This is a genomic window from Agrobacterium salinitolerans, from assembly GCF_027498475.1.
Lineage (GTDB): Bacteria > Pseudomonadota > Alphaproteobacteria > Rhizobiales > Rhizobiaceae > Agrobacterium > Agrobacterium salinitolerans.
Genome location: NZ_JAPZLN010000001.1, coordinates 26713 through 38774, shown reverse-complemented (window position 1 = coordinate 38774; position 12062 = coordinate 26713). Strand labels below are relative to the sequence as shown.

The following is a 12062-nucleotide window of genomic DNA, read 5'->3' as shown; positions in this document are numbered from 1 at the left end:
ATTCAAACCTTTGCAGATGCTCGGGACAAGCCCTAGCATGACGAAGTGGCGTTTGGGCGAAAGCCAGCAACTAAAAAGCGCCTTCCCACTCCGCCATCGCCGCGATCACGGCCGGCAGGTCCTGCATGCGCGAAATCACCGTTTCCGCACCCGCATCCGTCAGCCGGTCGGCGTGGCTCGGATAGGTGTGGGATGCGCCGGTAAAGCCGATGACGCGCATGCCGGCGGCCTTAGCGCCGTGGATGCCGTGCACGGAATCCTCGACCACGACCACGCGGTCGGGGGAAACGCCGAATTGCGCCGCACCGTGCAGGAAGATGTCGGGCTTGGGCTTCACGCGGTCGGCCCCAAGGTCCTTGGCGGAATAGATATGCGGCGCGAAATAGGGCTTCAGCCCCACCTTCGTCAGCATCATGTCGAGGCGGTGGCTCGATGAGTTCGAGCAGATGCAGCGCGGTGTCGTCAGGCGCGATAGCGCGAACTTCACACCGTCGATGATCTTCACGTCGCGCTCCAATCGCATGTCGAGCAGCTTTTCAGACTTGTCGAGCAGCGAGGCGGAGAGCGGAATGCTGGCTTCGCTTTCCACTTGCAGCAGAATGTTCTTCCAGGTCATGCCGGCGAAACGCTCGCCCATTTCCTCGACGGAGATCGGATATCCGGCCTCCGTCAAAAGCCGGGACTCCACCTGCGCCGCGATGATTTCGGAATCGACCAGAACGCCGTCGCAGTCGAAAATAATGAGGTCGAAGCCGCTCATGGGCGCTCCCTTTTTCGGATTTGTTCGGAAGAAAATGATGCCGGGCTTTTAGACCATGTCCGCGCCAAGCTCAACCGGTTCACCCGCAAGGGTCGGTCCCGCCGGGCTCATAGCTTGGCGAGGAACGGGTAAGCGGCTGCCGGGCTTTGAATATTAGGTTTGAGGTCCCTAAAAACCGCTACACAGGGCCGGGCCATATGCGTTAAGGGATAGTATGCCCAAGCCAGAAAAAACCACGCCCGAAGACACCATTGCCGCGCGCATCAGCCGCACGCTTGCCGAGCGTATCGTTCGCGGTGAGCTGTCACCGGGCGAAAGGTTGCGGCAGGACCACATTGCCGCCGAATTCGGCGCCTCGCATGTGCCGGTGCGCGAGGCATTCCGGCGGCTGGAAGCGCAGGGACTGGCGGCCAGCATTCCGCGCCGGGGTGTCCGGGTGGCGGATTTCGGCCTTGACGATGTGCGCGAGGTGGCGGAAATGCGCGCCGCCCTTGAAGTTCTGGCGCTGCGCCACGCCATTCCCAACATGACTTCAGCCATTCTCGACCAGGCGGAGGCCGCAACGCTCGAAGGCGACAGCGCCGTCGATGTGCAGCATTGGGAGGAGGCCAATCGTCGTTTCCATCGCCTCATCACCGCGCCCTGCAACATGCCACGTTTGATGGAGGCGATCGACGGATTGCATGCGGCGAGCGCCCGCTTCCTGTTTTCCGCCTGGCGCGCCGGCTGGGAGCGTCGTACCGATACCGATCACCGCGCGATCATCGACGCGCTGCGCGGCGGCCGCGCCGAAGAGGCGGTGCGTATCCTCGACGGGCATGTGCAATGGATCGGCCGCAAGGCGATCCGCACCTCGTCCGGCTCGGTGCGCGACGCCTTCGCCATCGTCGGATAGGACGGGCCCGTGACCGTCCGTCTCCGCCCCCACCATCTTCTCTGTATGCTGACCTATGTGGGCAAGGGATATACGTCCGGCTTCGTCGAAAATTATGACCGTGTCGCCGCCCGGCTGAATGCGGGCGAGGATATCGAACTGGTGGAAGGGGCGGACGATATCTGCGAAGGTCTGCTCTGCGAAAGCCACGCCCACTGTTTCAACGAAGGCATTGTGCAGCGGGACGAGACGGCCCGTCTGTCGGTGTCGGCGCTTCTGGGCGAGGCACTGGCCGCCGGTAAAAGGCTGCGGGTGACGCCGGATTTTCTCACCAAGATGCGCTTGGCTTTTGTCGCTGGAGACATCCGGCAGGCCTGTCGCGGCTGCCAGTGGATCAGGCTGTGCGACCGCATCGCGGCCTCGGGATTTGCCGGCGTGAAAATCGGCGCGCCGTTGCAGGTGGTGCCGAAGGATGAGGCGGGTCTTTCCAGCCATCCGATGCTCAGGCCCAAATATGGGCCTTCCGGCCGGAAATTCTGATGTTCTAAATTCCGCCGGCCCTCATCCCTGTGCTTGTCACAGGGATGAGGTGAGAGGGAGCAGGGAACAAGCGCCCCGCCGCAATTACTCCGCCACCGTCGTCTCGGTCCGCTCCGCCGCCTTGACCGTCGCCTTGATTTCCTTCGGCTCGCGACCGGATTTCTTGTCGTAGCTTACCTTCACCGAATAATCGCCCGGATGCAGGGTTTCCTGATGTTTCGTGCCGTAACGACCGGAAATCTCCTTCTGCGTGCCCTGAAGATCCTTGGTCGTTTCGACGATATCGATCCGTTCAGCACCAGGGGCGGTGATGGCGAGAACGCCGGCATCGAGATTGAGGGTAATTTCCGTGCGTTGTCCGGCAGTCATGGTGAAGGGCTGTTCCACCGTCACCTTGCCGAGACGGGCGCGCATGACGAAATCCCCGGCCGGCATTTCCATCATCTTGCCGGTGCCGTAAGTGCCGTTGATGGTCTGGCGCGTGCCATCGAGTGTTTCCTTGGCCGACATGGCCTCGAAGCGGATATCATCCGTTTCGACGGCCCTGCCGCCTTCCGCATAAACCGCCTTGGCAACGACAACGCCGCTTGGAATCACCAGCTCGTGGCTGATCTTATCGCCGGCCTTGATGGCAAGCGTCTCCTCAGCCCGCGCCGGGCCGATGCTGCCGGTGAGGGTGATTTCGCCGGCCGGCACGAAGACAGTATTCTGCCCATAGACACTGTCCTTGAAGTCGCCCTTGGTGATTTCGGTTTTCGCCTGCGTCTCCACATCGCCGCCGGCGCTGCGCTTCGGCACGACGGTTAATTCGGCCGCATCGAAATTTACTTTCGGCCTCGCGACGCTTCCGTCCTTGACCTCGAACGACACTTCGCGGGTCACATTGCCGAGCGCCGCGACCCCGACATATTTGCCCGCCGGCAGTTTCGCCTCGAAGGTGGCGTCATAGGACCCGCCGGCATTGTCGTCGGTGCGGCCGCCGGAGCGGTCTGCCTTGTAGAAATCCCAACGCACCCTGTCGCTGTTGCCGAGCGAGGGGCCGCCATCGAACAGGACCGCATCGGTGACGACGTTATATTGCGGGGCCGGTTGCTGCGCCTGCGAGGCCGCCGGCAGCGCCGTTGCGAAAAGTGCGGCGCAGGCGACACTCATGGAAAAAGAAGCCATTTTCATCACGGACCCCATTGCGGATTACCCCCTGCCATCATGGCTCCTCCCGCCGCGCCGATATGCGGGGACAGGAGAACCCATTGTGCACAACGTTTTTGCCCGGCTTCGGGTTCCCCGCCGGCCGCCGCAAATCGCGCCTGCGTGCCGCGACAGCGATTTATTTCGCATTTTCCGTGACTTGTTCAGGCTTTGATAACCATCTTCGGTAACCATAAGCATCAGTAGAGAGTAAGCGTATGGAGCGAGTACCAATGGCAGCAGTTTTTCCGCTGGCCGATTTTCGGCGTGCCGGTTTTGATCGTGCGGGTGAGAGTGACGCCTGGAAAGACAGCATCATCAAAGGTGATTGTGTCGCTGCCTTGGATGCCCTACCGAGCCAGTCGGTGGATGCGATTTTCGCCGATCCGCCCTATAATCTCCAGCTTGGCGGCACGCTGCACCGGCCCGACCAGTCGCTGGTCGACGCCGTCGATGACGAGTGGGACCAGTTCGCCTCCTTCGAGGCCTATGATGCCTTCACCCGCGCCTGGCTGCTCGCCTGCCGCCGTGTGCTGAAGCCCAATGGCACCATCTGGGTCATCGGCTCCTATCACAATATTTTCCGCGTTGGCGCCATGCTCCAGAACCTCGATTTCTGGATCCTCAACGATATCGTCTGGCGCAAGACCAACCCCATGCCCAATTTCAAGGGCCGCCGTTTCCAGAACGCCCATGAGACGATGATCTGGGCGAGCCGCGATCCGAAAGCCAAGAGCTATACCTTTAATTACGATGCGCTGAAGGCTTCCAACGACGATGTGCAGATGCGCTCGGACTGGCTGTTCCCGATCTGCAGCGGCAATGAGCGGCTGAAGGGCGAGGACGGCAAGAAGGTGCATCCCACCCAGAAGCCGGAAGCCTTGCTGGCGCGCATCATCATGGCGTCCACCAAGCCGGGCGATGTCGTGCTCGATCCGTTCTTCGGCTCCGGCACCACGGGTGCTGTTGCAAAACGTCTCGGCCGTCACTTTGTCGGCATTGAGCGCGAGCAGGATTATATCGACGCGGCGTCCGCCCGCATCGCCGCCGTCGAGCCGCTCGGCAAGGCGGAACTGACCGTCATGACCGGCAAGAAGGCCGAGCCCCGCGTTGCCTTCAACACCTTGCTGGAAAGCGGCCTCGTCCGCCCCGGCCAGGTGCTGACGGATGCGAAGCGCCGTTATAGCGCCATTATTCGTGCGGATGGTACGCTTGCATCCGCCGGAACCGCCGGCTCCATCCACCGCCTCGGCGCGAAGGTGCAGGGTCTCGACGCATGCAACGGATGGACGTTCTGGCACTTCGAAGACGGCGACGACCTGAAGCCGATCGACGATCTCAGAGCCATCATCCGCAGTGAAATGGCAAAGGCCGAATAGTCGAAAGTCCAAAAGGCTGAAGACGGACGATCCACCGCCCGCCCTTGCCAGCATACGTCTCCGTCCGGTTTAGTACCTTCAGTCCCGGATGGAGAACGACCAACGCCCGGCACCTCGGTGTCGGGCGTTGGTATTTTCGAATATATTATTTTAGTCAGGCAAGTTTCGCGCAAGAGACGAACAATACTGTCTCAAATCAGAGCAATGGTTGTGAAAATCCGGTTCGGAAAGCTCACAAAAACATTGCGTCCGATGCCGCTTGCGGCAGGACTGGCGCAGGCCGGAGACCGCCATTTCCGCCTGCGCCAATTTCTTTTCCTGATCTGTGCATGATTAAACCTCCACCCCAAAAGCATGCAAATCCTGCTTCAGTTTCTCGGCGCCGGTAAAATGCACCGCCTGCCAGCCGGCTTCTTTTGCGCCTTCGACATTTGCGAGCGTATCGTCAATGAAGATGCTAGCGGCGGGGTTAAGGCCGAATTCCCTGGCGTGCAGCTCATAGATCGCCACGTCAGGCTTCAGCAGCTTCACATCGCCAGAGACGGTGACGCCGCGCGGCAAGGTGAGGAAGGGAAACATCTTCTGCGCCTCGCGAAAAGTGTCGGAGGCGAAGTTGGTGAGCATCGTCACGTCATGGCCGCTGTTGATCAGCCCGACCATGATTGCGACGCTGTCGTCGTAGGAATGCGAGACCATCTCATGCCAGAACTTGCGGAAGGAGCGGATGTGCTCTTCCCGGTCCGGGAATTTCTCAACCAACAAGGCCTCGGCGTCCTCCCAGCGGCGGCCGCGATCCTGCTCGAGGTTCCAGTTATGGGTGCAGACATTGTCGAAGAACCATTGGCGCTCGTCGGCATCGGGGATAAGGCGGCTATAGGGAATATGCGGATCGTAGTGGATCAGCACCTTGCCGATGTCGAATACGATATGCTCAATCTGGGTCATCGAAATTTCCTGCTTTCATCGGATATTAGAGCGTCTGAAAAACGCTCTAAAACTTTGAGTTGCGCATCGTTCCTGTCGAAAATCGATTCCGATTTTCGGGCCGATGCGTGGATGGAATAGCCTGCGCGATGACTTTCTTCATCACCGTTGGCAGCGCCTGCGCGTCAAGATTTGTAACCGGCTCCCACCATCCGTCATCCGGGCCGGTCTGAAGCCTGTCCGGCACCTGCGCGCGATAGACTGTCAGCCGCAGTTCGAAATGGGTGAAGACATGCACGATGACGCCCGCCGCCTGCCAGTCGGCGGCAAAGGGCGCGTGGCTCACCTCCGTGCCGCCATCCAGACGGGCGGTCCATGCCGTTGTCGGCACCTCGGTCATGCCGCCCAGAAGCCCGCTGTCGATGCGCCGTCGCAACAGGATTTCACCTTCTGTATTGACGGCCACAAAAGCAGCCCCGAGCCGCACCGGCTTTGCCTTTTTCGCGGCTTTCACCGGAAACCGTTCCGGCTCGTCTTCCGCAAGCGCCAGACAGACGCCATTGAACGGACAGAGCGCGCAGGCCGGCCGCTTCGGCGTGCAGATCGTTGCGCCGAGGTCCATCATCGCCTGGGCAAAATCGCCGGGTCGGTCTGCGGGCGTCAGTTCGGCGACCTTCATTTTCATCGCTGGCTTGGAGCCGGGCAGGGGCGCATCGATGACAAAGAGGCGCGAGATGACGCGCTCCACATTGCCGTCCATGACAGCAGCCTGCCGGTTGAAGGCGATGGCCGCCACCGCGGCGGACGTATAATCGCCGATGCCGGGCAATTGCTTCAGGCCCTCTTCCGTATCCGGAAAGACGCCGCCATGTTCGCGCGCGACGGCTTCCGCGCATTTCTTCAGGTTGCGGGCGCGGGCGTAATAACCCAGCCCCGCCCATGCGGCCATGACATCCTCGACCGGTGCCGCCGCCAGATCGCCAACACGCGGCCAGGCGGCGAGAAACTTCAGGAAATAGGGTTTGACCGCCTGCACCGTCGTCTGCTGCAGCATCACTTCGGAAAGCCAGACGTGATAGGGATCGGAACGTTTTCCCTGCGCCGCCATGGCCGGGGAGGTGCGCCAGGGCAATTCGCGATGATGCCGGTCGTACCATGCGAGCAGCATCTGCGCATAAGACGACGAGGCGGTTTTTTGAAGCATGGTTTGCCGTTTCTGTTCGATTTGGCCTATAGTTGGGACATAAGAAGCGGGCGATCAAGAACATGCGGATTCGCCGGCTCCCAAAACGTGAGTGAAACATGCGTTATCCCCAGAAGGGCGTTCAACAGAGGAAAGGCGTCGTCCAGATCGCCGAAGTTGCCAATGGCATCATGGACCCGGTCCTGTCGAAACGCGCCGGCATCAACACCGCGCTGCTCGGCTCCTGGGACGAGATTGCCGGCGACGATTTTGCCGATTGCACACGGCCCGAAAAGATCACCTGGCCACGCCGCGACGAAGGCCCGGATCGCGGTGGTTATCAGCCCGGCGTGCTGACGATCGCCTGCGAAGGCGCGCGTGCCCTGTTTCTCACCCATGCGCAGGGCGAACTGATTGCCCGCATCAACGGCTTTTTCGGCTTCCCGGCGGTGCGCCAGATCAGGATCGTGCAGAAGCCGGTGTCGCAGGCCATCACCCGCCGGCGCAAACCACAGCCCCTGCGCGGCGATGCGGCAAAACGTCTCGATGACATGATGGAAGGCATCGAGAGCGAGGCATTGCGCAAGGCGGTGGAACGGCTCGGCACGGCGGTCTTGCAGAAGAAGCCGCGCGGCCGAAGCATTTGATCGATGCGGTTGTCCTTGACTGGTCACAATTCTTTGACAAGAAGAGTCCAAAACCCCGCTTGTGATGAACAGGCCGTCGCTATATCGGAATCAACGGACAATAGAGTCTATTACCAACAGGTGCTTTCATGCATTTTCCCGAACTGACCATTTCCCGTCGCAGCCTTCTCGGCGGTGTTGCCCTTGCCGCCGTTGCCACGGCTCTGCCGTTTGCCTTCACGCCCGGTATTGCCCAGGCGCAGGAATTGCCTGAATCCACCGGTGATGTGGATATGGCTGCTGTCATGAAGCCCGGCCCGCTGCCGGAAGCAGCGCTCGGTGATGCCAACGCACCCGTCAAGATCGTCGAATATATGTCGATGACCTGCCCGCACTGCGCTAACTTCCACAACAAGACCTTCGAAGAAATCAAGAAGAAGTACATCGATACCGGCAAGGTCTATTTCGTGCTGCGCGAATTCCCGTTCGATCCGCGCGCCGCTGCCGCCTTCATGCTGGCGCGCTGCGCACCGGAAGGACAGTATTTCCCCTTCGTTTCCATGCTGTTCAAGCAGCAGCAGAGCTGGGCAACCGCCCAGGATGCACGTGCCGCCCTGCTGCAAATGTCGAAAATGGCCGGTTTCTCACAGGAGTCTTTCGAGGCCTGCTTGACGAACCAGAAACTTCTGGATGATGTGAACGCAACCATGCAACGCGGTGCGACGGAATTCGGCGTCAACTCCACGCCGACTTTCATCATCAACGGCAAAAAATACGCAGGAGACATGTCGGTTGAAACCATGTCGGCTGTCATCGACAAGCTGCTCTGATCACCGAAGCCTTCATAAAACGGGCGGCGGACATGTCCGCACGCCCGTTTTTTATTGCCGTTTTTATATCCGGAGCATGGCGGCATGAAGTTCAACAAGCTCCGCGTCGTCGGTTTCAAGTCCTTCGTTGAACCATCGGAATTCATCATCGAGCCCGGTCTGACCGGCGTTGTCGGTCCGAATGGCTGCGGCAAGTCCAATCTGGTCGAAGCGCTGCGCTGGGTGATGGGCGAAAACTCCTACAAGAACATGCGCGCATCCGGCATGGATGACGTCATCTTCTCCGGCTCCGGCAATCGCCCGGCCAGAAACACCGCCGAAGTCGGCCTTTATCTCGACAATTCCGACCGCACCGCGCCCGCCGCCTTCAACGATGCCGATGAAATTCAGGTGACGCGCCGCATCGAACGTGAAAACGGCTCCGTTTATCGTATCAACGGCAAGGAAGCGCGTGCCAAGGATGTGCAACTGCTGTTTGCCGATGCCTCCACCGGCGCACGCTCGCCCTCCATGGTGGGGCAGGGCCGCATCGGCGAACTTATCAACGCCAAGCCGCAGGCTCGTCGCCAGCTGCTGGAAGAGGCGGCCGGCATTTCCGGCCTGCATTCCCGCCGCCACGAGGCCGAGCTTCGCCTGCGCGCCGCCGAAACCAATCTGGAGCGGCTGGAAGACGTGACGGCCCAGCTCGAAAGCCAGATCGAAAGCCTGAAGCGTCAGGCGCGCCAGGCCAACCGCTTCAAGATGCTGTCGGCGGATATCCGCGCCCGCGAGGCGACCCTTCTGCACATCCGCTGGGTGGAGGCGAAGGAAGCGGAAGGCGAGGCGGAAAGCGCGCTTAATCAGGCGACCAACATCGTCGCCGAAAAGGCGCAAGCCCAGATGGAGGCGGCCAAGCAGCAGGCCATCGCCAGCCTGAAGCTGCCGGAGCTGCGCGAGGACGAGGCCCGCGTCGCCGCCGCCCTGCAACGCCTGCAGATCGCCCGCACCCAGCTGGATGACGAGGCGAACCGCCTGCTGCGCCGCCGCGACGAGCTGGCCCGCCGTCTCTCGCAGCTTGGCGAAGATATCGTCCGCGAGGAACGGCTGGTCGCCGATAATGCCCAGATACTCGCGCGGCTTGATGAAGAAGAGGCCGAACTCCTCGAAATCCTCTCCGATTCCGGTCGCCACGCGGACGAGATGCGCGAGGCCTTCGAGGCTGCGGCCGTCAAGCTGTCGGAAAGCGAAGCCATCTTCACATCAATCACCGCCGAGCGCGCGGAAGCCGCTGCCGGCCGCCAGCAGTTGGAGCGGGCGATCCGCGAGCTTTCCGATCGCAAGCTGAGGCTCGAGCGGCAATCGCAGGAAGCATCCGCCGAGGTTGACGCCGTCGACGAAAAGCTCTCCGGCCTTCCCGATCCTGCGGAGCGGCGCGAAGCTGTAGAGGCGGCTGAGATCGCGGTCGAGGACGCTTTGATTGTCGTGGAAGAGGCCGAGGCCGCCGTTGCCGAGGCGCGTTCCGCCGAAGCACTGGCGCGTGGGCCGCTGGAAGCCGCGAAAAACCGGCTGAACGCACTGGATACAGAAGCGCGCACCATCACCAAAATCCTCGCCTCCAGCGCTGCTGCCAATGGCAGTTTCACGCCGGTGGCGGAAGAAATGACGGTGGAGCGCGGTTATGAGGCCGCATTGGGCGCGGCGCTGGGCGACGATCTCGAAAGCCCGCTCGATGCGAGCGCCCCCGCCTATTGGGGCGGAAATGGCGACGGCGCTGGCGATCCCGCCCTGCCGCAGGGTGCCGAACCGCTTCTGAATTATGCGCAGGCGCCGGATGCGCTTAGACGTGCCCTTGCACAGATCGGCGTCGTCGCAGACGTTTCGGAGGCCCGTCGCCTTCTGCCTTTGCTGAAAGCTGGCCAGCGACTGGTCACACGCGAGGGCGCACTGTTCCGCTGGGACGGGCATATCGCCAGCGCCGATGCACCGGGTGCAGCAGCACTTCGCCTGTCGCAGAAGAACCGCCTCGTTGAAATCGAGACAGAACTGGATGAGGCCCGCTCCATTCTGGAAGAGGCCGAAGACCAGCTTGCCGCGAAAACCGAGGACATCAGAAGCAGCGAATTGCGGCTTTCGGACGTGCGTGACCGGAGCCGGCTTGCGACCCGACAGCTTGCCGAGGCGCGTGAGGCGCTGACTTCAGCCGAACGGGCTTCGGGCGATCTGCTGCGCCGCCGGGATGTCGTTTCCGAAGCGCTGAACCAGATCGGCGCCCAAATCGACGAGATCGCCGTTCAGGAAGAAAATGCCCGTATCGAAATGGAGGATGCGCCGGATCTTTCCGTGCTTGATCTCAAGCTGCGCGAAAGCCAGCTCGAAGTCGCCACCGACCGCGGGCTCTTGGCGGAAGCGCGCGCCCGCCATGAGGGCGTGAGCCGCGAGGCGGAAAGCCGCCAGCGCAGAATCCAGGCGATAGGGCAAGAGCGTTCCACTTGGCAATCGCGGGCGGCAAGTGCTGCCGATCATATCGCCACGCTGCGCGAACGCGAGGAAGAGGCGCGCGAGGAAATCGCCGAGCTGGACATTGCACCCGAGGAGTTCGACGAGAAACGCCGCAACCTCCTCAGTGAATTGCAAAAGACCGAAGACGCCCGCCGCTCTGCCGCCGACCGGCTGGCCGAGGCGGAAAACCTGCAGCGCGCCGCCGACCGGGTGGCGGCAACGGCGCTTTCGGAACTCGCCGAAGCCCGCGAGAAGCGCGGCCGTGCCGAAGAGCGGCTGGTCTCCGCCCGCGAAAAACGGCAGGAGGCGGAACATCGCATCCGCGAAACGCTGAATACCGAGCCACATATGGCATTTCGCCTGACCGGCCTTGGCCCGGATCAGCCGAAGCCGGATATACGCGATGTCGAGCGTGATCTCGACCGGCTGAAGATCGAGCGCGAAAGGCTTGGCGCCGTCAATCTGCGCGCCGAGGAAGAACAGGCTGAGCTTTCCGCCAAGCTCGAGGCGCTCATCAAGGAGCGGGACGACATCATCGACGCCGTGCGCAAGTTGCGCGCCGGTATCCAGAACCTCAACCGCGAGGGCCGCGAACGGCTGATCGCCGCCTTCGACGTGGTCAATTCGCAGTTCCAGCGACTGTTCACCCATCTCTTCGGCGGCGGCACAGCGGAATTGCAGCTGATCGAATCCGACGATCCGCTGGAAGCCGGCCTCGAAATCCTCGCCCGCCCGCCCGGCAAGAAGCCGCAGACCATGACATTGCTTTCGGGCGGCGAGCAGGCGCTGACGGCCATGGCGCTGATCTTCGCGGTCTTCCTGACCAACCCCGCACCAATCTGCGTGCTGGACGAGGTGGACGCGCCGTTGGACGACCACAATGTCGAGCGATACTGCAACCTGATGGATGAAATGGTGGCTTCTACGGAAACCCGCTTCGTCATCATCACCCACAATCCCATCACCATGGCGCGCATGAACCGCCTGTTCGGCGTCACCATGGCAGAGCAGGGAGTGTCGCAACTCGTCTCCGTGGATTTGCAGACCGCCGAACAGTTACGCGAAGCCGTCTGAGGCGGCTTGTTGGGGGATACGTTCCCGACTTTTGCTCAATGGGAATTTATCGCGCTGTCTCACCCATTCGGGTGAGCGACTTCGCGCGGCATTTTGCTATGTATTGGTCACAAGCTTAGGGCTCTCTCCAGACCCCACCATCCGGTTTCCTGTACCGGATGGAATGCCTTGCGAGGCCGCTGCCGTGGCCTCGCAAGGCTTTCTTC

10 protein-coding genes are annotated in these 12062 nt (G+C 61.5%); 6 read left to right on the top strand and 4 right to left on the bottom strand.

What is annotated here, in order from left to right; translation table 11 throughout:
• Positions 1 to 70: 70 nt before the first annotated feature.
• The gene (locus tag O9X91_RS00160) at positions 71 to 760 is read right to left on the bottom strand and encodes an HAD family hydrolase (RefSeq protein ID WP_269834131.1); all 690 of its coding nucleotides are present in this window, start codon (positions 758 to 760) and stop codon (positions 71 to 73) included.
• A 214-nt stretch (positions 761 to 974) separates the two neighbouring features.
• Between O9X91_RS00160 and O9X91_RS00155 the strand changes: the two genes are divergently transcribed.
• The gene (locus tag O9X91_RS00155; protein ID WP_269834132.1) at positions 975 to 1655 is read left to right on the top strand and encodes a GntR family transcriptional regulator; all 681 of its coding nucleotides are present in this window, start codon (positions 975 to 977) and stop codon (positions 1653 to 1655) included.
• A 45-nt stretch (positions 1656 to 1700) separates the two neighbouring features.
• A complete protein-coding gene (locus tag O9X91_RS00150; RefSeq protein ID WP_269834139.1) occupies positions 1701 to 2174 on the top strand; it encodes a DUF1284 domain-containing protein in 474 nt (157 codons plus the stop codon).
• Positions 2175 to 2258: 84 nt separating this feature from the next.
• Here O9X91_RS00150 and O9X91_RS00145 read toward each other — a convergent pair whose 3' ends face one another.
• Complete coding sequence (locus O9X91_RS00145; protein WP_142914150.1) at positions 2259 to 3359, bottom strand: hypothetical protein; 1101 nt, start codon at positions 3357 to 3359, stop codon at positions 2259 to 2261.
• Positions 3360 to 3595: 236 nt separating this feature from the next.
• On the opposite strand from O9X91_RS00145, the gene O9X91_RS00140 reads away from it, so the two are divergent.
• Entirely contained in the window at positions 3596 to 4741 is a 1146-nt protein-coding gene (locus O9X91_RS00140) for a site-specific DNA-methyltransferase (protein WP_077982790.1), read from the top strand.
• A 333-nt stretch (positions 4742 to 5074) separates the two neighbouring features.
• On the opposite strand, the gene O9X91_RS00135 is transcribed toward O9X91_RS00140, so the two are convergent.
• Positions 5075 to 5686: an HAD family hydrolase gene (locus O9X91_RS00135; RefSeq protein WP_269834133.1), complete on the bottom strand. Its 612-nt coding sequence runs from the start codon at positions 5684 to 5686 to the stop codon at positions 5075 to 5077.
• A gap of 46 nt (positions 5687 to 5732) precedes the next feature.
• A complete protein-coding gene (gene mutY, locus O9X91_RS00130; protein ID WP_269834134.1) occupies positions 5733 to 6869 on the bottom strand; it encodes an A/G-specific adenine glycosylase in 1137 nt (378 codons plus the stop codon).
• 98 nt (positions 6870 to 6967) lie between these two features.
• On the opposite strand from mutY, the gene O9X91_RS00125 reads away from it, so the two are divergent.
• From O9X91_RS00125 to O9X91_RS00115, 3 genes are all read left to right on the top strand, one after another.
• Positions 6968 to 7495: a DUF721 domain-containing protein gene (locus O9X91_RS00125; RefSeq protein WP_137409897.1), complete on the top strand. Its 528-nt coding sequence runs from the start codon at positions 6968 to 6970 to the stop codon at positions 7493 to 7495.
• A gap of 128 nt (positions 7496 to 7623) precedes the next feature.
• Complete coding sequence (locus O9X91_RS00120) at positions 7624 to 8304, top strand: DsbA family protein (RefSeq protein WP_269834135.1); 681 nt, start codon at positions 7624 to 7626, stop codon at positions 8302 to 8304.
• Positions 8305 to 8388: 84 nt separating this feature from the next.
• Positions 8389 to 11856, top strand: a complete 3468-nt coding sequence (locus tag O9X91_RS00115; RefSeq protein ID WP_269834136.1) for a chromosome segregation SMC family protein — start codon at positions 8389 to 8391, stop codon at positions 11854 to 11856.
• Positions 11857 to 12062 lie beyond the last annotated feature (206 nt).

What these genes read in the sequence shown, in the direction of transcription:
- O9X91_RS00160 (WP_269834131.1), bottom strand. Translation starts at nt 760, where the DNA reads ATGAGCGGCTTCGACCTCATTATTTTCGACTGCGACGGCGTTCTGGTC.
- O9X91_RS00155 (WP_269834132.1), top strand. Translation starts at nt 975, where the DNA reads ATGCCCAAGCCAGAAAAAACCACGCCCGAAGACACCATTGCCGCGCGC.
- O9X91_RS00150 (WP_269834139.1), top strand. Translation starts at nt 1,701, where the DNA reads ATGCTGACCTATGTGGGCAAGGGATATACGTCCGGCTTCGTCGAAAAT.
- O9X91_RS00145 (WP_142914150.1), bottom strand. Translation starts at nt 3,359, where the DNA reads ATGGGGTCCGTGATGAAAATGGCTTCTTTTTCCATGAGTGTCGCCTGC.
- O9X91_RS00140 (WP_077982790.1), top strand. Translation starts at nt 3,596, where the DNA reads ATGGCAGCAGTTTTTCCGCTGGCCGATTTTCGGCGTGCCGGTTTTGAT.
- O9X91_RS00135 (WP_269834133.1), bottom strand. Translation starts at nt 5,686, where the DNA reads ATGACCCAGATTGAGCATATCGTATTCGACATCGGCAAGGTGCTGATC.
- mutY (WP_269834134.1), bottom strand. Translation starts at nt 6,869, where the DNA reads ATGCTTCAAAAAACCGCCTCGTCGTCTTATGCGCAGATGCTGCTCGCA.
- O9X91_RS00125 (WP_137409897.1), top strand. Translation starts at nt 6,968, where the DNA reads ATGCGTTATCCCCAGAAGGGCGTTCAACAGAGGAAAGGCGTCGTCCAG.
- O9X91_RS00120 (WP_269834135.1), top strand. Translation starts at nt 7,624, where the DNA reads ATGCATTTTCCCGAACTGACCATTTCCCGTCGCAGCCTTCTCGGCGGT.
- O9X91_RS00115 (WP_269834136.1), top strand. Translation starts at nt 8,389, where the DNA reads ATGAAGTTCAACAAGCTCCGCGTCGTCGGTTTCAAGTCCTTCGTTGAA.